Genomic DNA, 21,417 nt, shown 5'->3' with positions numbered 1-21,417 from the left:
CGGTCCGTCACCCCTAGGGAGGAATACCATGCCGAAGGATCATGGCATTGGCGCAAGCCCGAAGCGGCGCGAAGACGTCCGCTTTCTGACCGGCGCCGGCAATTACACCGACGACATCAACCTGCACGGACAGGCCTATGTCTACTTCCTGCGCTCGGATATGGCGCATGGCAAGATCAACAAGGTCGATACCGAAGAGGCGTCCCAGATGCCCGGCGTCGTGCGCATCTTTACCGGCGCCGATTTCGAAGGCGTCGGCGGTCTGCCCTGCGGCTGGCAGGTGACTGACAAGAACGGCGACCCGATGAAGGAACCGGCCCACCCGGTCCTTGCCCAGGGCAAGGTCCGTCACGTCGGTGACCCGGTTGCCGCCGTTGTGGCCGAGAGCCTCGAAGAGGCGCGCACCGCCGCCGAGGCCATCGAGCTGGACATCGAGGAACTGCCCGCCGTCGTCGACATGAAGGCCGCGCTGACCGATGGCGCCACCAAGGTGCACGACGATCTGTCGGACAACCTCTGCTATGACTGGCAGTTCGGCACCGACACGGAAACCACCGACAAGGCCTTTGCCGAAGCGGCGCATGTGACCACGCTGGAGCTGGTCAACAACCGCCTCGTGGCCAACCCGATGGAGCCGCGCGTGGCCGTGGGCGACTATTCCCGCGCCAACGATGAATCCACGCTCTACACCACCTCGCAGAACCCGCATGTGATCCGTCTGCTGATGGGCGCCTTTGTCCTCGGCATCCCGGAACACAAGCTGCGCGTCGTGGCGCCCGACGTGGGCGGCGGTTTCGGCACCAAGATCTTCCACTATGCCGAAGAGGCTTTTTGCACCTTCGCGGCGCGGCAGATCAACCGCCCGGTGAAATGGACGGCCAGCCGGTCCGAGGCTTTCATGTCGGACGCGCATGGCCGTGACCACGTGACCAAGATCGAACTGGCGCTGGACGCGGACAACAACTTTACTGCCGTGCGCACCGACACCTACGCCAACATGGGTGCCTACCTGTCGACCTTCTCGTCGTCGGTGCCGACCTGGCTGCACGGCACTCTGATGGCCGGCAATTACAAGACGCCCGCTGTACAGGTGAACGTCAAGGCGGTCTTTACCACCACGGTTCCGGTCGATGCCTATCGCGGCGCCGGCCGCCCCGAGGCGACTTTCCAGCTGGAGCGGGTGATCGACAAGGCCGCGCGCGAGCTGGGGGCCGATCCCATCGCGCTGCGCCGCCAGAACTTCATCACCGAGTTCCCCTACGAGACACCCGTCGCCGTGGCCTATGACACCGGCGATTACGGTGCCACGATGGACAAGATGGAAGAGCTGATGGACATCCCGGGCTTTGCCGCCCGCCGCGCCGAAAGCGAGGCCAAGGGCATGCTGCGGGGCCTGGGCGTCAACTGCTTCATCGAGGCCTGCGGCATCGCGCCGTCGAACCTCGTGGGTCAGCTGGGCGCGCGTGCGGGTCTGTATGACGCGGCGACCGTGCGGGTGAACGCCACCGGCTCGATCAGCGTCATGGTCGGCGCACACAGCCACGGCCAAGGTCATGAAACCGCCTTCCCGCAGGTGGTTGCAGAAATGCTGGGCATCGACGAATCGATGATCGACATCGTGCATGGCGATACCAGCAAGATCCCCTTCGGCATGGGCACCTATGGCTCGCGCTCGATCGCGGTCTGCGGCTCGGCCATGGTCCGCGCGACAGAGAAGATCATCAACAAGGCCAAGAAGATTGCCGCCCACCTGCTCGAAGCCGCGGAAACGGACATCGAGCTGAAGGACGGTCAGTTTTCGGTCGCGGGCACGGATAAATCCGTGGCTTGGGGGGATGTGACGCTCGCCGCTTACGTGCCGCACAACTACCCGCTCGAGGACATCGAACCGGGGCTGGAGGAAACCGCCTTCTACGATCCCTCGAACTTCACCTACCCGGCGGGCGCCTATGCCTGCGAGGTCGAGCTTGACCCCGAGACCGGCGAAGTGACCATCGAGAAGTTCGTTTCGGCGGATGATTTCGGCAACGTCATCAACCCGATGATCGTCGAAGGCCAGGTGCACGGCGGCATCGCCCAGGGCATCGGCCAGGCGCTGCTGGAAAACTGCGCCTACGACGAGAACGGCCAGCTGCTGAGCGCGTCCTACATGGACTACGCGATGCCGCGCGCCGACAACTTGCCGCACATGGCGAACTATACCGTGGACCACTCCTGCCAGACGCCTTGCACGCATAACCCGCTGGGTGTGAAGGGCTGTGGCGAGGCCGGAGCCATCGGCTCGCCGCCGACGGTCGTCAACGCGGTGATCGACGCGCTGCAGTCCGGCGGTCACAAGGTCGAGCACATCGATATGCCCGTGTCGCCCTCGCGCGTCTGGGCGGCGATGAACGGATAATCCCCGCCCCCGGCCCTGGATAATAGGGCCGGGGGAGATCAACAGGAGGATAAGAGATGTATTCTTTCGACATGGTACGGCCCAGCAGCGTGGCCGATGCGGTTTCGGCCCTGGGCCAGGACGAGGCGCAGGCCCTCAGCGGCGGCCAGACCCTGATCCCGACACTGAAACAGCGCCTGGCGATGCCGTCGGTGCTGGTCAGCCTGTCCGGCATCGAAGAGATGAAGGGCGTCTGCCGCGAGGACAACGGCGACCTGACCATCGGCGGCGGCACCACCCACGCCACCGTCGCGGCAGAGGCGGCGGCGCATTACCCGGGACTGGCCAAGCTGGCCGGCGGCATCGGCGATCCGGCGGTCCGCAATCGCGGCACCATCGGCGGCAGCCTTGCCAACAACGACCCGTCCGCCTGCTACCCGGCGGCGGCGCTGGGCTCGGGCGCGACCATCGTGACCAACAATCGCGAGATCGCGGCGGACGACTATTTCCAGGGCATGTTCACCACCGCGCTGGAAGAGGGTGAGATCATCACCTCGGTCCGTTTCCCGGTGCCGGAGGCGGCGGGCTACGCGAAGTTCGAACAGCCCGCCTCGCGTTTTGCGCTGACCGCTGTCTTCGTGGCGAAATACGCCGACGGCGTGCGGGTCGCGGTGACGGGGGCCTCTGAAAACGGCGTCTTCCGCTGGACCGAGGCGGAACAGGCGCTGTCGTCCAACTTCTCGCCCGACGCGGTGGCCGGTCTTTCGGTGCCCGCCGATGGCATGATCTCGGACCTGCACGGCACCGGCGCCTATCGCGCCCACCTTGTCGGCGTGATGACCAAGCGCGCGGTTGCTGCGGCCAGCTAAGCCAGCTTCAAGAACTTCGAACCCCCGGTCCCAAGCCGGGGGTTTTTCATGCCAAGTGTTTCTTTGGGCCAAAAATATCTCCGGGGGAGTCGACCGCAGGGAGACGGGGGCAGCGCCCCCTCTACACCGTCCGCAGATTGCCCTCGGCATCAACCAGCAGGACACGGATATCCCCGGGCGCCTCTGCCTTGATCCGTTTCACCTCGGCCAGGTCGGCAAAAACAAGCGCCGTGGACAACCCGTCCGCCAGCGCTGCGGACCCGGCTTCGACGCTGACGGTCGACCAGCGCGGCGCGCTTTCTTCAATCGGGTCCAGGATATGGCCATTGTCGCCCAGCATCAGGGCAGAGGGGCTTGAGGTCGCAATGGCCCGGCTGGTCAGATCCCGTGTCGTGACAAGGCCCGCCACAGGATCGGAAATGCCAACGGTCCAGGGCCCGCCCAAGCCGCGCATCTCTCCGACCTGTACCAGCGCGCGTTCAAAGCCGTGCGCCTCCAGCACCCCGGTCACGAGGTCGGTGGCAAAGCCCTGTACGATCCCGTTCAGTGTCAGGGCCTGTCCCGGCGCCAGTTCGATTCGGGCCACGGAGGTCCGGACACGGCGCCACCCGATGGACTGTCGCGCCGCCGCGACATCCCCGCCATTGGCCAGAGCCAGCCACAACGGTTGCACCGTCGGGTCAAAGCGGCCGAGGGTCATTCGGTTCAGCTCGCCCACCAGCCCGAGGAGAAAGTGCATGTTCGGCGAAGGCCGTGGCAGAATGCCGTCGCGGTTCAGTTGCGACAGGGCCGACGCGGGATCGTACAGGCTGAATTCTGCCTCGATCTCTTGCAGCAGGGCGGTACAGTCTTTCAGCGCCGCCACAGTCCGCTCTGCCGGGCCAAACAGCGCAATCGACACTTCGGCACCCAGCGCCTGCCCTGTCCAGCGGCGCTCTTCGGCGGCCAGCCCCTCGGGAACAAGCGCCATCGCCGCGCTGATTGTCAGAAATCGCCGCCGTTTCATGCCGCCCTCTTCCTGTCGCGTGCCTTCAGCACCAGTGGCACGCATTGCGCGGGATCATCGTGGATCTTCACGCAGTCGAGGCAGCCAAAGCACTCGGCATAGTCGACCCGGCCCGATCTGGGGATCGCCTGGTACTTGCACCGGACCGCGCACAGCTGGCAGGGGCTGCCGCATTCCGCGCGCCGCGCGATCCAGTCGCGCCCGCGCAGCAATCCACCCAACGCCATCAGCGCGCCCAGCGGGCAAAGGTAGCGGCAGAACCCCTTGAAGACGACCGCAGACAGCACCAGCAGCCCCACCGCATAGGCGACGTAGTACCACTCGCGGAGGAAATAGGTGGTGACCGCGGTCTTGAAGGGTTCGACCTCCACCGCCGTGTCCAGCGCGCCCGGGGCCACGAAGATCAGCGCCACCAGACCGGCCAGCACCAGGTATTTGAGCCGTTTCAGCCGCGTGTCCCAACGCGCGGGAACCGTCACCTCTGGCAGGCGCAGCAACCGGCCAACGTGATGGGCAAATTCCTGCATCGCTCCAAAGGGACACAGCCAGCCGCAGAACAGGGCGCGCCCCCAGAGGACAAACCCAAGGATCGCCGCGCCCCAGACCAGCAGTGAGAAGGGATCGTAAAGCAGGAAGGCATAGCTGCCCCCCTCCCAGGCGGTGCGGATCACCCCGATCACCGTCACGATGGACAGTTGTCCCTGTCCCCACCAGCCGACAAAGCCGGTCATGACCGCAAGGATGCCCAGACGGACCGGCGTGAACCCTGCCAGCCCCGCCAAGGCCGACTGCCGCCAGAACAGGACCGGCAAAAGCACCGTTAGCCCCAGCGCCAGGGCGATCATGTCCGCCTGCCGCTCGCGCAGCGCCGCCCGCCAGGGCGGCAGCGACCGTGGCGCCTTGGCCCGGGCAAAGAACCGCGCGTCGGTCGACTGGGTCGAGGACAGCGTCACGCTGCCGACCTGCGGCATGAAGGAGCCGTGCGCGCGCACCGCCTCGACATGCAATGTCCAGGGTTCTGTCGGGTCAAAGCCCAGCCGCCGGTCGGTGCGCAGGATCATCGCCGTGCCGTCTTGCAGGGCCTCCGGCAGGTCGTCGCGCAGCGAAAACAAGAGGTCGCTGTCGCGCAGGGCCACCGGCAGGCCGAACTGCTCCGCGCTGACGAGATCGGGCGCGGTGTTGCGCACGAACTCTTCGGTGATCAGCCCGTGTCGCCCGGTTTCGACCAGCAAGATCGGCTCTGCATGGTCCGAGATCGTCAAGAAGGCCTGCAGCTCGGCCAGCGACTCCGCGTCCAGAACCGCCCGTGCGATCGAGGGCGGGCCGATATCTACGATCCAGAGATCCAGGTAGGCACCGTCGGGGTCGGCCTCTGCGCCGGGATCGTCATCTTCCCAGAGCGTGCCGGCAAAGGCCTTGTTCACCTCGGCATTGCTGACCAGGTGCCGTGTCGCAAGCCCCTGTTCCACCAGATCTTGCCAGGTCAGGTCCTCATCCACTGCGGGATCTGGAAAGGCGGGCGGGCCGCTGGACACGCCCTGCATCTTTTCCCGGGCCACCTGCAGCGTTGCGGCCAGGATGGATTCATGTGCGATCCGCACGCTGGCCGTCGCCTTTGTCACCCCGTCCAGATAGACCAGTGCGCTGCTGCCCTGCGTCTCGCCATAGGGTGTGCCGACGACCAGCGGGGCAGAGATCGACTGCCCCCGGTACTGGGTAAAGAACTGTTCAAAGGCGGCCTGCCCAAGGCCCGAGACAAAAATCGGCTCATTATGGCCGATCAGCTGGACGTCGATGAACTGTCCTTCGAGGTCCAGCATGACCAGCACGTTGATCGGCGCGCCGGAAAAGCCGGGCAGGGGGGCCAGGGGTTCGGTCTCGAACACATAGCCCGCGGTCTGTCCGCCCGCATTCTCCAGTGTCCAGACACCTTTATCGTTGACGGGGTCCCCCAGCAGGAAAGGCGGAATGACCCGTTCGGCCAGCGCCTCTCGGCTCATCAGGTCGGCCCGGGCGGTGCCGGTCAGCAGGCAGAGACAGGTCAGAAAGGTGAGGATCACGCGCATGGCCGCGACCCTAGGCCCGCCCGAAACGCGCCCCTATGCGACCTTGGTCGGATTGGGGTGGCCTGACGCAAAGGTGATTGATCTACGACCTTAGGCGAAGTGATCCGCCCACGCCCGCCATGCTAGCCTTTGCGGCATGGTACGACAGGGAGGGTCCGCCATGTTCATCCGCACCGTGTTTGCCGCGCTGATTGCCGTTGCAGGCAGCGCCGCCGTCGCTCTCGACGATCCGCAGACCGTTCTGCAGGATCCGATGGGGTCCGGCATGTGGAATTACCACCAGAAGGGGCTGCTGGGCGATCCCGCCGACATCCGCTTTGACGACCGGGTGGTGCTGCGCGCGCCGGACTCTGCCGAGGACAGCCTGAACGTGCCCCTGCTGGTGGATGCCACCGCGATCCCCGACGTGAAACGCATCGTCATCAGCGCCGATTACGGCCCGATCCCGCATATCCTGACCTATTATCCCGAACAGGCGGAACCGAAACTGGCCCTGCGGTTCAAGATCGACCAGGCCACCGCCATCCGCGCCAGTGTCGAGACGCAGTCGGGCAGCTGGCATATCGGCTCGACCTATATCGACGCGGCGGGCGGCGGCTGTACCGCGCCCGCCAATGCCTATGCCTCTGACGACTGGGAAGAAAAGCTGGGAGAGGTTCACGGGCGGCTCTGGTCCGCCTCGGGGCGCGCGCGGCTGGTGGTGGATCACCCGATGGACACCGGACTTGCCGATGGCATCCCCGTCTTCATCATTCAGGATCTGTCCCTGCAGACAGAGGACGGCACCCCGCTGGCGCGGCTGGAACTGCACGAACCAGTGAACGAGGACCCGGCCTTTACCTTCTATTTCGATGCGGGCGCCTTGCCCGCTTCGGTCAAGGTCATGGGTCGCGACAACAACGGAAACCGCATTCGCGGTGTCCTCAGCGAGGGCGAACTGAACTGATGCTGACCCGCCGCACGACCCTTGGCCTGCTGGCAAGCCTGCCGCTGGCTCCCCGCGCCTTTGCCCAGGCGCGCCTCAGCTACGATCTGACCGCCAAACCGCTGGCCGATGGCATCTGGATGGTCGAAGGCGCGACCGAGTATTTCTCGATGGAAAACGGTGGTGCCATCGTCAACGTCACCCTGATGAAAGGCGACAGCGGGCTGATCCTTTTCGATACCGGGTCGTCCCGCCGCTATGGAGAGGCGCTGGCCAGCCTTGCCCGCAGCCTGGACATCCGCGGCATCTCGGCGGTGGTGAATACCCATCACCACCCGGACCATTTCTTTGGCAACCAGATCTTTGCCGACCGGCCCATTCACGCGCTGGGCGGCACCCGGCAGGCGGCGCTGGACGAAGGTGAGGCATTCGCCGACAACATGTACCGCCTGCTGGGCGACTGGATGCGCGGGACAGAGGTGGTGCCGCCCAGCGACGTGATCGCGGGCGGAGAGCTGGCACTGGACGGGCGCGATTTCCTGGCCCTTCCCCTGGGCGGGCACACAGGCGCGGACCTGGCCCTGATGGACCGTCGCACCGGCACGCTGGTGGCGGGGGACCTTGTCTTTTACAACCGCGCGCCCACCACCCCCAGCGCCGACATCCCGCGCTGGCAACAGGCGCTGGAGGCTCTGCAGGCCGAGAAACCGGCACTGGTCATCCCCGGCCACGGCCCGGCGGACCCGACCGGAGCGTCGATCACCCAGACCCGTGACTATCTCGGCTGGCTGGACGGAACCCTGCGCGCAGGCGCCCGCAGCGGGTTGGACATGGTGGAGCTGATGGAAACGCCCTTGCCAGACCGTTTTGCCGGGATGGGCGCCCAGCCGCAGGAATACCAGCGCTCCGTCGCGCACCTGTTCCCGGGGATCGAGCGCGAGGAGCTGCCGCGCGGAAACTGAAAGGTGCGGGTCCGCCCGCCTTAGTCCACGTCTACCGGCACCGGGTCCACCGGGGCCAATGTCTCTCCGATGTCCAGCCAGCCATCCGTGCCCAGCCGGAACCAGTAGACGCGGGAATAGCCAAGACCGGCGATCCGCTGGGCCGCGTTCCAGCTCATCCAGCAATCCGCCACGCAATAGACCAGCAGGGCCCGATCCCTGTTGCCCGCCGTGACCCGGGTCAGGTTATCCTCAAGGTAGCGCTGCATGATGTCGGACAGCCGTCCGCGCCCCACCTCGGGCAGCCAGACCGCCCCCGGCAGCGACAAACGCTGTTCCGACACCAGCCAAGTGCCCTCCAGCTCGTCGAACCGCGATTGCTGCGCGGCAAAGACATCCAGCGCCACGGCGCCCTCGGCCAGCAGTCCGCGCGCTTCGGCCGGAGAGACCAGAACCGCCGGGGCGGGAATGTCGTCGGGCGTCGGTGCCCGTTGCCGACCGATGCGATAGCCCGTCTCGGGGTCGAACAGCTCGGGCCGGCGGGCCTGATGCTCGGTGTAGGGCGCGGCGGCCAGCGGCGCCGCGCACAGAAGGGTCAGCAGGAAAAACAGGCGTTTCATGGTCGCAGGATAGGCCGGCTGCCGCCGCTGCGAAACCCGCCCTTGCCATCCGCGCCGCGAGACGGGAAAACACCCGCGCGCCCCGGCGCACACAGGCATTTGACAAGGCAAGGATAGACGAGATGGCCCCCAAATTCGGCACAAGCGGCCTGCGCGGCCTGGTGGTGGAGCTGACAGAGGACCTGGTGCGCGATTACGTTACCGCCTTTCTCTCGGCCTGCCCGCATGGGACCGCAGTGCATGTGGGCCGCGACCTGCGCCCCTCCTCTCCGCAGATCGCGGACTGGGTCATCGCCGCCGTGCGCGACGCGGGCGTCGATGCGGTCGATTGCGGCGTGGTGCCGACACCCGCCCTTGCCCTATCGTCGCTGGAGGCAGGGGCCGGCGCCGTCATGGTGACCGGCAGCCATATCCCCGCCGACCGCAACGGGCTGAAATTCTATGTGCCCACCGGTGAAATCTCGAAAGAGGACGAGGCCCGCATCAATAGCGCCCTGGGACAGGCCCCGACCGGGGCGACCGGCGCCTTGGTCACCGCCGATGCCCGCGCCGCCTATGTCGCCCGCTACACAGGGGCCTTTGGCGCAGGGGCGCTCAAGGGGCTGCGTGTCGGCGTCTACCAGCACAGTTCGGTCGCGCGTGACATCATGGTCGAGGTGGTCGAGGCGCTGGGCGCCACCGCGCTGCCCATCGCCCGCTCTGACACCTTCATCCCCGTCGACACCGAGGCGCTGGACCCGGAGACCAAGCAACTCTTCGCCGGGTGGTTCTCCGATCACCAACTGGATGTGCTGATCTCCACCGATGGCGACGCCGACCGCCCGATGCTGGTCGACGATGCGCAACAGGTGGTGCCCGGGGACGTGCTGGGTGCCGTGACGGCGCGGGCGCTGGGTGCCCGGGTGGTCTGTACCCCGGTCTCCTCGAACACCATGATCGAGGCCGAGGGCGGTTTTGATTTCGCCACGATCCACCGTACGAAAATCGGCTCGCCCTTCGTCATCGCCGCGATGGAAGAGACGCTTCGGGACGACCCTGCTGCCCGCGTTGTCGGCTACGAGGCCAACGGCGGCTTCCTGCTGGGGTTCGAGGCCGATGGCCCTGCCGGCAAGATGGCGCCGCTGATGACCCGTGACTGCCTGCTGCCGATCCTCGCCCCGCTCAGCGCCGCGCGCGCCGAGGGCAAACCGCTGTCGCAGTTGCTGGACGCGCTGCCGCCGCGCTTTACCGCCGCGGACCGGATCCAGGGGATCGAGAGCGCGACCTCCAAGGCCTTCATCGCGGAGCTTTCCGGCGATGCCGGCGCGCGCGCCGCCTTCTTTGCCGACAGCGGGGCCATCACGGAACTGGACGAAACCGACGGGTTGCGTGTCACCTTTTCCAGTGGCGATGTGGTCCACCTGCGCCCCTCGGGGAACGCGCCGGAATTCCGCTGCTACGCGGAGGCCGGGACGCGCGAGACCGCAACCGCGCTGGTAGAGAGCTACCTGGCGAAACTGGGCGAGACACTGTCCGCCTGAGCGGTGCGCCCGGCCGGACTGTCGTGGGGGATATTTAGACCAAGAAGAAACGCAAAGTCGTGCTTCTTCTTGGTGTCAAATACCCAATCCGGCTTGCCGCCCCTGACAGGCTTGGGGCTCAGGCGCCCTTGGTCAGCGCGTCCACCGCAGCCAGCCCCTTGAGCAGCCGGGCGAGGTCTGTGACCGGAACCATGTTCGGCCCGTCGCTGGGGGCGGTGTCGGGGTCCTCATGCGTCTCGATGAAGACCGCGGCGCAGCCCACGGCGACGGCGGCGCGGGCTAGCGGTTCGACGAACTGGCGCTGCCCGCCCGAGGAAGTGCCCTGTCCGCCGGGCAGCTGCACCGAATGGGTCGCGTCGAAGACCACCGGGTAGCCGGTTTCGGCCATGATCGGCAACGCGCGCATGTCCGAGACCAGCATGTTGTAGCCGAAGGAGGCGCCACGCTCGCAGAGCAGGATCTTTTCGTTTCCGGTCGAGGCGATCTTGGCGGCAACATTTGCCATGTCCCAGGGCGCGAGGAACTGCCCTTTCTTGACGTTGATTGCGGCGCCGGTTTCCCCCGCTGCCAGCAAGAGGTCGGTCTGGCGCGACAGGAAGGCGGGGATCTGCAGCACGTCCACCGCGGAGGCCACGACCGAGCATTGCTCTGGCCCGTGTACGTCAGTCAGCACCGGAACACCGAATTCCTTGCGGATGGTGGACAGGACGCTCAGCCCCTCTTCCATGCCGATCCCGCGCTTGCCCGAGAGGGACGACCGGTTCGCCTTGTCGTAGCTCGCCTTGAAGATCCAGTTCACGCCCGCCGCCGAGGCCGCCTCGGCGATCCGCTCCGCCAACATCCGGGCGTGATCCAGGCTTTCGATCTGGCAGGGACCCGCGATCAGGGTGAAGGGGGCGGCGTTGGAGACCGTGTAGTTGCCGATGGTGACATCCGTCATGTCATGCCTTCCTTTGCAAGGACGCCCTCGATCCGGGCTACGTCCACGGGGTTATTGAGTTCCCAGAACACCCGGCCTCGCGCTTCGACCGGGACGCAGGTCACGGGCATGCCGTTTTCGAGAAACCTCAGCTGTTCCAGCCCTTCGGCCTTTTCAAGCGGCCCCTCGTCCCAGCCCATGTAGGCGCTCAGCGCCGCCGGGCGATAGGCGTAGACGCCGACGTGGTGCCAGACCTCTGGCGGGCGCTCCAGCGAGCCGACAAAGGGCAGCACCTCTTTCGAGAAGTAGAGCGCGGTGCCATCGGCACGGGCCACGGCAGTGGTGCCGCCGACGCGTCCGTTCTGGCGGTCGGTCACGAAATTGGCCAGGGTCTCGGCATCGCAGCGCAGGATTGGCGTGGCCATCTGGACCGTAGGGTCGTCCATGCGCGCGATCAGCGCCTCGACGAACCAGGGCGGGGTCAGCGGCGCGTCGCCTTGCAGGTTGACCACGCAGCCGGGCGCCTGCGGCAATTGTGTCACGCCCTCGGCGCAGCGTTCTGTGCCATTGCGGGCTGTCTCGGAGGTCATCAGAACCTCGGCACCGAAACTGCGCGCAGCCTCGGCGATGCGGGCGTCATCGGTCAGGACATAGACCTCATCGGCCCCCTGGACCGATTTTGCCGCCTCCCAGCTGCGCCGGATCAGGGATTTCGCCTCGCCCGTGGCGCCCTTGAGGTCCACCAGCGGCTTGCCCGGATAGCGGGTCGAGGCATAGCGGGCGGGGATGAAGATGACCGCGCTCATGCCACGCCTGCCCGCAGCGCGTCGTGGATGTGCAGCAGGCCGACAAGCGCCTCGCCTTCGGTGACTAGCAGGACGGTGCGTTTCGTCGTGTTCATGATGCCCAAAGCCTCGATCAAGAGCGTGTCGGGGGCGGTGACCAGCGGTCCGCGCGTGGCGACCTCTCCGGCGCTGCGCTCCATCAACCCCGACATGTTGCGGCGCAGGTCGCCGTCGGTGATGATGCCGGTCAGGCGCCCGTCTTCGACCAGCGCGGCGACGCCGAACCCCTTCTGGCTCATCACCAGCAGGGCTTCGGACATCGGGGTATCGGCACCGACTACGGGCAGTTCCTCGCCCCGGTGCATGACGGCGGAGACCCGCAGCAATTGCGCCCCCAGCGTGCCGCCCGGGTGAAAGGCGGCAAAGCTCGCCCGATCGAACCCGCGGTGCTGCATCATTGCCACGGCCAGCGCATCGCCCAGGGCCATCGCCATCGTGGTCGACGTGGTGGGCGCCATGCCGATGGCGCAGGCCTCGGGCGCGTCGGGCATCAGCAGGGTGAAATCGGCGGCGCGGGCCAGCGTGCTGTCGGGGCCCTTTGTCATGGCCACCAGCGGCACAGAGAATCGCGCGCAATGGGCGATCATGTCGGCCAGTTCCCTGGTTTCGCCGGAGTTGGAGATCAGGATCACAGCGTCAGCCGGCGTGATCATGCCCAGGTCGCCGTGGCTCGCCTCGCCCGGGTGTACCCCCTGCGCCGGGGTTCCGGTCGAGGCAAAGGTGGCGGCGATCTTGTTGGCGACGTGGCCGGACTTGCCCATGCCGGAGACGATCACGCGCCCCTGCACCTGCAAAAGACGGGCCACGACGGCATCGAAACTCTCTGGCAGTTCGTCGCCCAGGCGCGCCAGCGCCGCGCTTTCAGTGGCAAGGACGGTGCGGGCGACCGCGGAAGGGCTGTCTGTCATGCGGCTCTGCTCGGGTAACATTGTGCCGCCTGCATTAGCGGCTCTGCCAAAGCTTGTCCAATCGCGCAACAGATTGCCGCTCTCAGGGTGGCCCGCGTTGACATTTCCCCGGACTCGCCCGCATGACGGCGGCATTGGATACCAGGCTAGGGATCGCCAAAATGAAGATTGCCATGATCGGAACGGGCTACGTCGGCCTCGTCTCCGGAGTTTGTTTTTCCGATTTCGGTCACGAAGTAGTTTGCGTCGACAAGGACCCCCGCAAGATCGAGATGCTGGAGCGTGGAGAGGTCCCGATCTACGAGCCGGGGCTGGACGTGCTGATGCACAAGAACGTCGAGGCGGGGCGCCTGAGCTTTACCCTGGATCTGGCCAGCGCGATCGATGGCGCCGACGCGGTCTTTATCGCGGTGGGCACACCGACGCGCCGGGGCGATGGCCACGCCGATCTGACCTACGTCATGGCCGCGGCCGAGGAAATCGCGAAGGCCGCCAAGGACTATGTGGTGATCGTGACCAAGTCGACCGTTCCGGTCGGCACCAACCGCAAGGTCAAGGACGTGGTCGCCGCCGCCAACCCGGCGCTGGATTTCGACGTCGCCTCGAACCCCGAATTCCTGCGCGAAGGCGCCGCCATCGACGATTTCATGAAACCCGACCGCGTGGTCGTGGGCGTGGAAACCGACCGGGCCGCCGCAGTGATGTCCGAGATTTATCGCCCGCTCTACCTGCGTGATTTCCCCATCGTTACCACCGACCTGGAGTCGGCGGAGATGATCAAATACGCGGCCAACGCGTTCCTTGCGACCAAGATCACCTTCATCAACGAGATCGCGGCGCTTTGCGAAAAGGTGGGCGCCGACGTCAAATCGGTGTCCAAGGGCATGGGCATGGACGGCCGCATCGGCAACAAGTTCCTGCACGCCGGTCCCGGCTATGGCGGCAGCTGTTTCCCCAAGGATACCAAGGCGCTTGCCCGAATCGGTCAGGAACACGCCAGCCCGATTTCGATCGTGGAAACGGTCATCAAGGTCAATGAGGACGTCAAGCGCCGCATGATCGACAAGCTGAGCGACCTCTGTGATGGCGGTTTCAACGGCAAGACGGTGGCCGTGCTGGGCGTGACCTTCAAACCCAATACGGACGACATGCGCGACGCGCCCTCGCTGACCATCGTGCCCGCCCTTGTGGGCGGTGGTGCCAATGTCCGCGTGGTCGATCCGCAGGGCAAACGCGAGGGTGAGCACCTGTTGCCCGGCGTCAGCTGGATGGAAGACCCATATGCCGCTGCCGAAGGCGCCGACCTGCTGGTGATCCTGACCGAATGGAATGAGTTCCGCGCGCTGGATCTGACGCGTATCGCAGGCAGCATGGCGCAGGCCCGCATGGCCGATCTGCGCAACATCTACGCCCTCGCCGATGCCGAGGCCGCCGGATTCACCGGCTACGAAAGCATCGGCCGTGCCGGCTATGGCAGCTGAGCCTTTCGTCAGGGATTGATCCGGGAACGCCGCTCCTCTCCGGGGCGGCGTTTTGCCTTGCACGTCAGGGTTGTCTTGCACTCGATACTTGTTGCCCGTGCACCACAGGCATGGGCCTAAGACGGGTCGCAGGGCCGTTCTGACGCGGCGCATGGCTTTGCGTAACCCGTGCTGTCGACTACGCTTTCCGAAAAACGACAAGAGGCAGAGCAGGCATGGGAACGGGCTATCGCGGCACGTTCGTCATCTCCTGGGCGCAGACGGAAATCGACGGGGTGCAGGATGCGCCCGAACCGGCATTGCAGGTCGGGGCCGCCTGGTCCTGGTTCGGAGAGCCGGTGCGGGTGGACGGTCCGGCGTCCCTCCTTCCGTTGGGCGAGAGGGCGGACCAGGGCGAAGACATCAGGCCCCGGGCGGCGCGCATGGTGCGTCGGCTGGTGGGCGCAGCATTGGCGGCGGAACGCCCACGGGGCGCCGACCTGCGCGCGGCTGGGCAAGATGTGCCAAGCGGTGACTCGACCTTTGTCGTCACCGACGGACGCAAGGGCTATACCGTGACGCTGCTTCCGGTGGGGCCGCATGTGCCGCCGCTGTTGATGTGCCTGGATGAACTGCCGCCCGCCGGTGTCGACCTCTGGGTGGTGCACCATGTCCGGTCGGCGCAGACAATGTCTGCCCAGGCGGATCCGGGCGGCGTGATCTGTTTTACGCCCAGGACACGCATCCTGACGCCGCGCGGGCCGGTGCCGGTCGGCCTTCTGCGCGAAGGCGACCTGGTGCAGACCAAGGACAGCGGCGCCCAGCCGATCTGCTGGATCGGCAGCCGCCGGATGTCCGGCGCCCGCCTGTTCGCCATGCCCGCCCTGCGCCCGATCCGGCTGCGGGCCGGGGCGCTGGGACTGGGCCAGCCCAACAGCGACATCCTCGTGTCGCCGGATCACCGCATGGTGGTGCGCGGTGCACCTGCACAGGCGCTGTTCAACACGCCCGAGGTTCTGGTCACGGCGCGCGACCTTGTCGATGGCAAGGGTGTGGTGCAGGACAGCACGGCCAAGGAGGTGACCTATGTTCACCTGCTCTTGCCCCGGCACGAGGTGCTCTTTGCCGATGGGGTCGAGACCGAGAGCTTTCACCCGGCGAACACGGCGCTTTCCTCGCTGGATGACGAGGACCGCAAGCGCCTGTTGCAGACCCTGCCGGGCGTGGCCTCGAACCCGCAGGGCTATGGTGCCTATGCGCGGCGCAACCTGTCGGCCTCGGAGGCGGCGATCCTGATGCACGAGGCGGCCTGAGACGGCCTGCGCGACGCTGTCCCGGGCCTGCCCCGGGACCTCTTGCCACCTATGGGCCGGACGGTCCGGCGCGCAGCGGTCAGTCGCGGATTTCGTCCAGTCCCACGCCCCAGAGCGCGGTCTTGTCGACCCAGCCCCGATAACCATCGGCGGTCAGGCGGCACCAGTCCGGCCCGCAATCGCCCAGTCGCGCGATCACCCCCAGTTCCAGCCGGGCCACCACCACGCTGTCCGGGTCGGGACGCCGGTACAGGCTCAGCATGTCCTGCTCCACGATCACCGTGCGGGCGCCTGACAAGAGCGAGTAATGCACCCAGCCGCCGGCCCCGTCGCGGTCGCGGACCCGGCGCCAGTGGCCGTGTTCGGCCGTGATCTCCAGCGGCATCCCGCGCCGTTTGTAGACCCAGTCGATCCGATGCGTCAGCGACGGCCCCCGGCGGACGTTGCCCTCCGAGGCCTTGAGCGAGACGTAGCGCGGCAGGGGCAGGTTCGTCACCGGCCCCCGGTCCTGTCCCGCCGGTCCCGGACCAGCCAGAAACAGCAGCGTCATCGCCGCGGCGATCGCTTGTTTGAACATGGTTTTCAAGTCCTGCTCAGTTTTTCCGGCGGGGTTCTTGTGCCCCGTCCTTTCCTGACGCAGTCTACCGCCCAAGGGACCCGCAGGGGAAGTTTGGGGAGAGGCTGAATGCCATCAAAACGTCTGAGTGTTGTCGTGACGCGACGCTTGCCCGAAGTGGTCGAGACGCGGCTCACCGAGCTGTTCAACGCGAAGCTGCGTGCCGACGACACGCCGATGACTCGCGGCGAGCTGATCGACGCGGTGCAGGAGGCCGACGTTCTGGTGCCGACGCTGACGGACCGGATCGACGCCGGGCTGATCGGTCAGGCCAGTGAGCGGCTGAAACTGATCGCCAATTTCGGCGCGGGATTCGATCACATCGACGTCTCTACAGCGCGATCGCGCGGGATTCTGGTGTCGAACACGCCCGGCGTGGTGACAGAGGATACCGCCGACATGGTCATGGCCTTGATGCTGGGCGTGACCCGTCGCATCCAGGAGGGACTGGCCGTCATGCAGGGCGGCGACTGGGCCGGCTGGGCGCCCACCGCCCTGTTGGGGCAACGGCTGGGCGGGCGCCGGTTGGGCATTCTCGGTATGGGCCGGATCGGGCAGGCGGTCGCGCGCCGCGCCGCGGCCTTCGGGATGCAGGTGCATTACCACAACCGTCACCGGCTGCGCCCCGAGATCGAAGAGGCGCTGGAGGCCACCTACTGGGAAAGCCTCGACCAGATGGTCGCACGGATGGACATGATCAGCGTCAACTGCCCCTCGACGCCCAGCACCTACCACCTGCTGAACGCCCGCCGTCTGCAGCTGATGAAACCCAGCGCGGTGATCGTGAACACCTCGCGCGGGGAGGTGATCGACGAGAACGCCCTGACCCGGATGCTCAAGACCGGGCAGCTGGCCGGCGCGGGCCTGGATGTCTACGAACATGGCATTCAGGGCAACCCCGAGCTACGCAACATGCCCAACGTGATGATGCTGCCGCACATGGGATCGGCCACCGAAGAGGGCCGGATCGAGATGGGCGAAAAGGTGATCATCAACATAAAGACCTTTGACGACGGCCACCGCCCGCCGGATCAGGTTGTGCCCGCGATGCTGTGACCCTCTGGGCAGGGGACAAGAGGAATTTCGATTCATGTCCTGTTGTCAGGGGCTTGTGACCCTGTCCGGTCGGTCCTAGACACTGTTGGTATGAAAGACATCATTTCGAATCGCGCCTTGGGGGCGCTCTTGTGCATCGCCGCCGTGGCAGGATGTGCCGCGCAGGTGCCCGGGCCTTCGGTGCCGTTCCGTGCGGGGGCGAACCTCGACGCGGCGCGTGGCGCCTTTGATGCCTGCACCGGGGCGGCTGCGAAGAGTGGGCAAAGCACCTTGGCCGGTCATTACGTCGGCAGCGTGCTTTGGGGCGGTGTGATCGTCGGGCCGATTGTCGTGGCGTCGAATGCGCCCAACCTGCGATACAATGGCGAAGTCTCGGGCATGGACCGATGCCTTGAGCAGCGCGGCTTTGTCCGGCGTGATCTGACACCGCAGGAAATCCGCGTGCTGGAATCGGCGGATCGGGCGACCCGGCGCGCGATGCTGGATCACCTGGTGGGTGGCGGCACGCTGGAGAGTTTTGGCCGAGGGTAGGCCCGCGACCCGAGCGATACGACGCATGGACAGAGGCGGCGCGCGGGTGTCTGAATCGGTCTACCAGACAGGAGACCGGATATGACCCAATGCGCGCTTTGCAAGGCCGAAGAGGCGACGCCCTATGCCGTGGCTCCGCACCCCGATGAGGTGGCCCTTTGCGCGACCTGCCGCGCGGGTGTGGAAAACGGGCCCGAGGATGGCCCTCACTGGCAATGCCTGAACGAGGCGATCTGGAGCACCGAACCCGCCGAACAGGTCCTGGCCTGGCGGTTGCTGAACCGGCTGAACGCGGCCTGGGCGCGTGACCTGCTGGACATCGCCTATCTGGAACCCGAGGTGCTGGACTGGGCAAAGGCCGAGGATGCACCCGGCGAGACCGTCGTTCACCGCGACTGCAACGGCGCCATCCTGTCGGACGGGGACACGGTGACGCTGATCAAGGCGCTGCCGGTTAAGGGCGCCGGGTTCACCGCCAAGCAGGGCACCGCCGTGCGCAAGATCTCTCTGGAGCCGGACAACGCAGACCATATCTCGGGCCGGGTCGAAGGACAGCGGATCGTGATCCTGACGAAGTTCGTCAAAAAGGCCTAGGGCCGCCCAAGCGCATATCAGGTCTATCCCCGACTCGGTTCTACTGATTGACTGTCAATCAGTAGACGCAACCAGGGAGTGTGTATGATGAGGATTGCGCGAATAGCCACGCTGTTGATGTTGACGGCGGGCGCGGGGTGGGCCCAGCAAAGCACGGATACAGTCGCCCCCGAGGCGGCCACGGTGGATGGCGGCGGCTTTGCCGCGCTGTCGCCAGAGGTCGCCGCGGCGCTGGAGGCCAAGGAGGCCGGGCAGCCGGTCAAGGCCCAGACATGGATGGTGGCGGCGGCCAACCCGCACGCGGTTCAGGCCGGGGCCGAGGTGCTGCGCGCCGGCGGCTCGGCCGCGGATGCCATGATCGCCGTGCAGACGGTTCTGGGGCTGGTCGAGCCGCAAAGCTCGGGCATCGGCGGCGGCGCCTTCCTGGTCTGGCACGATGGCGAAACGGGCGAGATCACCACGCTGGACGGGCGCGAAACCGCGCCTTTCGCGGCCACGCCGACCCTGTTCCAGACTGACGATGGCGAGCCGATGGGCTTTTGGGACGCGGTGATCGGGGGCCGGTCTGTCGGCGTGCCGGGCACGCCCGCGCTGATGCAGGCGGCGCATGACAAGTGGGGCAAATCCGATTGGGCGGGGCTGTTCGATGCGGCCACGCGGCTGGCGGACGAGGGGTTCGAGGTTTCGCCCCGCCTCAGCCAGCTGGTCCTGGCCAATGTCCCCGCGCTGACACGCTATGAACCTTCGGCCAATTATTTCCTGCCGGACGGGATGCCGCCCGTGGCCGGGACGGTGCTGAAGAACCCGGATTATGCCAATGTCATGCGGCGCATGGCGAGCGAAGGCGCGCAGGTGATCTATCAGGGCGAGATCGCGCAGGACATCGTCGAAACGGTGCGCGGATTCGATCCAAATCCCGGTGTCATGAGCCTGGCCGACCTGGCCGCCTATGAGGTCAAGGAACGTCCGGCGGTTTGCGCCCCGTTCCGGGGTCTGGAGGTCTGCGGCATGGGCCCGCCCTCCTCGGGCGCGCTGACCGTGGGGCAGATCCTGGGAATGCTGGATGCCTCCGAGCCTGGCGCCGCGGATGATCCGCAGACCTGGCGCCGGATCGGCGATGCCTCGCGCCTCGCCTTTGCCGACCGGGGCCGCTACATGGCCGACAGCGATTTTGTCCCGATGCCGACCGACGGGCTGGTCGACCCGGCCTACCTGGATGAACGCGCCCGCCTGCTGGACGGCGACGATGCCTTGCCAGAGGTGGCGCCGGGGATGCCGGCCTGGGACCACGCGATGCTCTTGGCCGATGACGAGAGTATCGAGTTCCCCTCGACCTCGCATATCTCGATCGTTGACCAGTACGGGAACGCGCTGTCGATGACGACGACCATCGAGAACGGCTTTGGCTCGCGCCTGATGACCAACGGGTTCCTCCTGAACAACGAGCTGACGGATTTCTCTTTCCGGTCGCATCAGGACGGGGTGCCCATTGCCAACGCGGTGGCACCGGGCAAGCGGCCGCGGTCGTCCATGTCGCCGACCATCGTGCGCGAAGAGGGCAAGCCGGTGCTAGTGATCGGATCGCCCGGCGGGTCTCGGATCATCGGCTATGTCGCGCAGGCGATCATCGCGCATGTGGACTGGGGGATGGATGTGCAGCAGGCGGTGGCCATGCCGCATGGCGTCAACCGGTTCGGCACCTTCGACCTTGAGGCCGGGACGTCAATGGCCGACATGGCGGCAGCCTTGGCCGAGATGGGGTTCAACACCGATGTGCGTGACCTGAATTCCGGCCTGCATGCCATCGCCATCGGGGCGGACGGTTTGCAGGGCGGTGCCGATCCGCGCCGCGAGGGGATCGCGCTGGGCGAGTGACACGGTTCAGCCGGACAGGCGCAGGCAAGCCCCGCTATGGCGGGACTTGTCTGCGTACATCCGCGCATCCGCCTTTTTCAGCAGCATGTCCACGTCGTTGCCGTCACGCGGGGCCGTGGCCCGGCCAAAGGCGGCATCGATGCGGGGCAGCACGATGTCGGCAGCGCCGGACCGTTCCAGGGTCATCGGTCGGGCCAGTGCCGCGCGCAACTCATTGACGCAGGCCAGCAAGGCCCTCTGGTCGGTGTCCGGGCGCCAGATGCCGAATTCATCGCCGCCCAGGCGCGCGGCGCCGACACCCTTTGGCAGGGTTTCGCGCAGCCGTCGGGCGACCCTGCTCAGCACCTCGTCGCCGACGGAATGGCCGTACTGGTCGTTGATCGGCTTGAACCCGTTGAGGTCGATGTAGATCAGGCCGACCGTGCCCTGCGGATTGTCCAGCAGAAACTGACCTTTCTGGCGGAAACTGCGGGCATTCATCAGGCCGGTCAGCGGATCGGTCATGGCGAGGCTGGACAGCCTGCGGGCCGTGTGCCGCAGCCGGTCGCGTTCCTCTTCGGTCTGGTTCAACCGGCGGCGGGTGCTGTCCTGCTTGCGTTCCAGCGAGGTGAGTCGAGCGGCGAAAAGGTTGGAAGGGTCGGATTGCAGCATCACCAGCGCCGTGTCCGTGCCGGGCAACGGGTCGATCCGCCAAGCCTGGAAGGTCATAGGATCCTCGGCAAAGGTCAGGCGCAGCGGAATGCCGCGAGAGGTGGAAATGGCCTGTTTCAGCCCCTTTTGCAGGGTTTCGGCGTCTTCACGCGCCAGGCTGGCCAGTTGCATACCGATCTCCAGCCCGGGAAGGCCGCGTGCGTGGCGGTTGGCCAACAGGACGTTCCACTGATCGTCCAGCAGCATCATCGCGCGCGGGGCCCGTTCGACCGCCTGGCCGATCACTGTCAGGGCCACGTCCAGCGCGGCGTCGGACCCGGTCATC

Annotated in this window: 19 protein-coding genes; 11 read left to right on the top strand and 8 right to left on the bottom strand. The window is 66.5% G+C overall.

Annotated elements, in window-relative coordinates:
* Positions 1–28: 28 nt before the first annotated feature.
* Complete coding sequence (locus tag KZZ07_RS01500; RefSeq protein ID WP_219511632.1) at positions 29–2,398, top strand: xanthine dehydrogenase family protein molybdopterin-binding subunit; 2,370 nt, start codon at positions 29–31, stop codon at positions 2,396–2,398.
* Positions 2,399–2,454: 56 nt separating this feature from the next.
* On the top strand, positions 2,455–3,246 hold the full coding sequence (locus KZZ07_RS01495) for an FAD binding domain-containing protein (RefSeq protein ID WP_219511621.1): 792 nt from the start codon (positions 2,455–2,457) through the stop codon (positions 3,244–3,246).
* A gap of 121 nt (positions 3,247–3,367) precedes the next feature.
* On the opposite strand, the gene KZZ07_RS01490 is transcribed toward KZZ07_RS01495, so the two are convergent.
* Together KZZ07_RS01490 and KZZ07_RS01485 are read right to left on the bottom strand one after the other, a co-directional pair.
* Positions 3,368–4,252, bottom strand: a complete 885-nt coding sequence (locus tag KZZ07_RS01490) for an FAD:protein FMN transferase (RefSeq protein WP_219511618.1) — start codon at positions 4,250–4,252, stop codon at positions 3,368–3,370.
* Positions 4,249–6,318, bottom strand: coding sequence for a 4Fe-4S binding protein (locus tag KZZ07_RS01485; protein WP_219511604.1), 2,070 nt, complete (start codon positions 6,316–6,318; stop codon positions 4,249–4,251). The genes KZZ07_RS01490 and KZZ07_RS01485 overlap by 4 nt, the downstream gene beginning before the upstream one ends.
* Positions 6,319–6,478: 160 nt before the next feature.
* Between KZZ07_RS01485 and KZZ07_RS01480 the strand changes: the two genes are divergently transcribed.
* Positions 6,479–7,264, top strand: a complete 786-nt coding sequence (locus KZZ07_RS01480) for a quinoprotein dehydrogenase-associated SoxYZ-like carrier (protein ID WP_219511603.1) — start codon at positions 6,479–6,481, stop codon at positions 7,262–7,264.
* Positions 7,264–8,205: a quinoprotein relay system zinc metallohydrolase 1 gene (locus tag KZZ07_RS01475; protein ID WP_219511586.1), complete on the top strand. Its 942-nt coding sequence runs from the start codon at positions 7,264–7,266 to the stop codon at positions 8,203–8,205. The genes KZZ07_RS01480 and KZZ07_RS01475 overlap by 1 nt, the downstream gene beginning before the upstream one ends.
* A gap of 20 nt (positions 8,206–8,225) precedes the next feature.
* Here KZZ07_RS01475 and KZZ07_RS01470 read toward each other — a convergent pair whose 3' ends face one another.
* The gene (locus KZZ07_RS01470) at positions 8,226–8,804 is read right to left on the bottom strand and encodes a rhodanese-like domain-containing protein (protein ID WP_219511577.1); all 579 of its coding nucleotides are present in this window, start codon (positions 8,802–8,804) and stop codon (positions 8,226–8,228) included.
* 122 nt (positions 8,805–8,926) lie between these two features.
* Here KZZ07_RS01470 and KZZ07_RS01465 point away from each other — a divergent pair, with 122 nt between their 5' ends.
* Positions 8,927–10,324, top strand: a complete 1,398-nt coding sequence (locus tag KZZ07_RS01465) for a phosphomannomutase (RefSeq protein WP_219511575.1) — start codon at positions 8,927–8,929, stop codon at positions 10,322–10,324.
* Between the two features lie 118 nt (positions 10,325–10,442).
* Here KZZ07_RS01465 and kdsA read toward each other — a convergent pair whose 3' ends face one another.
* Genes kdsA through KZZ07_RS01450 form a run of 3 tightly spaced genes read right to left on the bottom strand, consistent with a single transcriptional unit; the run spans position 10,443 to position 12,996 of the window.
* On the bottom strand, positions 10,443–11,264 hold the full coding sequence (gene kdsA, locus KZZ07_RS01460; RefSeq protein WP_219511573.1) for a 3-deoxy-8-phosphooctulonate synthase: 822 nt from the start codon (positions 11,262–11,264) through the stop codon (positions 10,443–10,445).
* On the bottom strand, positions 11,261–12,049 hold the full coding sequence (locus KZZ07_RS01455) for a 3-deoxy-manno-octulosonate cytidylyltransferase (RefSeq protein ID WP_219511565.1): 789 nt from the start codon (positions 12,047–12,049) through the stop codon (positions 11,261–11,263). The genes kdsA and KZZ07_RS01455 overlap by 4 nt, the downstream gene beginning before the upstream one ends.
* Complete coding sequence (locus KZZ07_RS01450) at positions 12,046–12,996, bottom strand: KpsF/GutQ family sugar-phosphate isomerase (RefSeq protein ID WP_219511548.1); 951 nt, start codon at positions 12,994–12,996, stop codon at positions 12,046–12,048. Before KZZ07_RS01450 ends, KZZ07_RS01455 begins: the two co-directional genes overlap by 4 nt.
* Positions 12,997–13,157: 161 nt before the next feature.
* Between KZZ07_RS01450 and KZZ07_RS01445 the strand changes: the two genes are divergently transcribed.
* Together KZZ07_RS01445 and KZZ07_RS01440 are read left to right on the top strand one after the other, a co-directional pair.
* The gene (locus tag KZZ07_RS01445; protein WP_219511547.1) at positions 13,158–14,477 is read left to right on the top strand and encodes a UDP-glucose dehydrogenase family protein; all 1,320 of its coding nucleotides are present in this window, start codon (positions 13,158–13,160) and stop codon (positions 14,475–14,477) included.
* Between the two features lie 215 nt (positions 14,478–14,692).
* Positions 14,693–15,769 (top strand): Hint domain-containing protein, encoded by a 1,077-nt coding sequence (locus tag KZZ07_RS01440; RefSeq protein ID WP_219511545.1) that lies wholly within the window; start codon positions 14,693–14,695, stop codon positions 15,767–15,769.
* Positions 15,770–15,848: 79 nt separating this feature from the next.
* On the opposite strand, the gene KZZ07_RS01435 is transcribed toward KZZ07_RS01440, so the two are convergent.
* Positions 15,849–16,346: an SH3 domain-containing protein gene (locus KZZ07_RS01435; RefSeq protein WP_219511542.1), complete on the bottom strand. Its 498-nt coding sequence runs from the start codon at positions 16,344–16,346 to the stop codon at positions 15,849–15,851.
* 108 nt (positions 16,347–16,454) lie between these two features.
* Here KZZ07_RS01435 and KZZ07_RS01430 point away from each other — a divergent pair, with 108 nt between their 5' ends.
* From KZZ07_RS01430 to ggt, 4 genes are all read left to right on the top strand, one after another.
* Positions 16,455–17,441 (top strand): 2-hydroxyacid dehydrogenase, encoded by a 987-nt coding sequence (locus KZZ07_RS01430; RefSeq protein WP_219511532.1) that lies wholly within the window; start codon positions 16,455–16,457, stop codon positions 17,439–17,441.
* A gap of 90 nt (positions 17,442–17,531) precedes the next feature.
* A complete protein-coding gene (locus KZZ07_RS01425) occupies positions 17,532–17,972 on the top strand; it encodes a Slp family lipoprotein (RefSeq protein ID WP_219511516.1) in 441 nt (146 codons plus the stop codon).
* Positions 17,973–18,053: 81 nt separating this feature from the next.
* Positions 18,054–18,566 (top strand): PhnA domain-containing protein, encoded by a 513-nt coding sequence (locus KZZ07_RS01420; RefSeq protein WP_219511511.1) that lies wholly within the window; start codon positions 18,054–18,056, stop codon positions 18,564–18,566.
* Between the two features lie 87 nt (positions 18,567–18,653).
* The gene (gene ggt / locus KZZ07_RS01415) at positions 18,654–20,441 is read left to right on the top strand and encodes a gamma-glutamyltransferase (RefSeq protein WP_219512233.1); all 1,788 of its coding nucleotides are present in this window, start codon (positions 18,654–18,656) and stop codon (positions 20,439–20,441) included.
* A gap of 6 nt (positions 20,442–20,447) precedes the next feature.
* Here the strand turns inward: ggt and KZZ07_RS01410 are convergent, their stop codons facing one another.
* The gene (locus KZZ07_RS01410) at positions 20,448–21,416 is read right to left on the bottom strand and encodes a GGDEF domain-containing protein (protein WP_219511507.1); all 969 of its coding nucleotides are present in this window, start codon (positions 21,414–21,416) and stop codon (positions 20,448–20,450) included.
* Position 21,417: the final 1 nt, after the last annotated feature.

It is taken from the genome of Mameliella sp. CS4, assembly GCF_019392335.1.
GTDB lineage: Bacteria > Pseudomonadota > Alphaproteobacteria > Rhodobacterales > Rhodobacteraceae > Antarctobacter.
This window is presented reverse-complemented; position numbering and strand designations above follow the sequence as displayed.

Coding starts and splice junctions, on each gene's coding strand:
- KZZ07_RS01500 (WP_219511632.1), top strand. CDS start 29: ATGCCGAAGGATCATGGCATTGGCGCAAGCCCGAAGCGGCGCGAAGAC.
- KZZ07_RS01495 (WP_219511621.1), top strand. CDS start 2,455: ATGTATTCTTTCGACATGGTACGGCCCAGCAGCGTGGCCGATGCGGTT.
- KZZ07_RS01490 (WP_219511618.1), bottom strand. CDS start 4,252: ATGAAACGGCGGCGATTTCTGACAATCAGCGCGGCGATGGCGCTTGTT.
- KZZ07_RS01485 (WP_219511604.1), bottom strand. CDS start 6,318: ATGCGCGTGATCCTCACCTTTCTGACCTGTCTCTGCCTGCTGACCGGC.
- KZZ07_RS01480 (WP_219511603.1), top strand. CDS start 6,479: ATGTTCATCCGCACCGTGTTTGCCGCGCTGATTGCCGTTGCAGGCAGC.
- KZZ07_RS01475 (WP_219511586.1), top strand. CDS start 7,264: ATGCTGACCCGCCGCACGACCCTTGGCCTGCTGGCAAGCCTGCCGCTG.
- KZZ07_RS01470 (WP_219511577.1), bottom strand. CDS start 8,804: ATGAAACGCCTGTTTTTCCTGCTGACCCTTCTGTGCGCGGCGCCGCTG.
- KZZ07_RS01465 (WP_219511575.1), top strand. CDS start 8,927: ATGGCCCCCAAATTCGGCACAAGCGGCCTGCGCGGCCTGGTGGTGGAG.
- kdsA (WP_219511573.1), bottom strand. CDS start 11,264: ATGACGGATGTCACCATCGGCAACTACACGGTCTCCAACGCCGCCCCC.
- KZZ07_RS01455 (WP_219511565.1), bottom strand. CDS start 12,049: ATGAGCGCGGTCATCTTCATCCCCGCCCGCTATGCCTCGACCCGCTAT.
- KZZ07_RS01450 (WP_219511548.1), bottom strand. CDS start 12,996: ATGACAGACAGCCCTTCCGCGGTCGCCCGCACCGTCCTTGCCACTGAA.
- KZZ07_RS01445 (WP_219511547.1), top strand. CDS start 13,158: ATGAAGATTGCCATGATCGGAACGGGCTACGTCGGCCTCGTCTCCGGA.
- KZZ07_RS01440 (WP_219511545.1), top strand. CDS start 14,693: ATGGGAACGGGCTATCGCGGCACGTTCGTCATCTCCTGGGCGCAGACG.
- KZZ07_RS01435 (WP_219511542.1), bottom strand. CDS start 16,346: ATGTTCAAACAAGCGATCGCCGCGGCGATGACGCTGCTGTTTCTGGCT.
- KZZ07_RS01430 (WP_219511532.1), top strand. CDS start 16,455: ATGCCATCAAAACGTCTGAGTGTTGTCGTGACGCGACGCTTGCCCGAA.
- KZZ07_RS01425 (WP_219511516.1), top strand. CDS start 17,532: ATGAAAGACATCATTTCGAATCGCGCCTTGGGGGCGCTCTTGTGCATC.
- KZZ07_RS01420 (WP_219511511.1), top strand. CDS start 18,054: ATGACCCAATGCGCGCTTTGCAAGGCCGAAGAGGCGACGCCCTATGCC.
- ggt (WP_219512233.1), top strand. CDS start 18,654: ATGAGGATTGCGCGAATAGCCACGCTGTTGATGTTGACGGCGGGCGCG.
- KZZ07_RS01410 (WP_219511507.1), bottom strand. CDS start 21,416: ATGACCGGGTCCGACGCCGCGCTGGACGTGGCCCTGACAGTGATCGGC.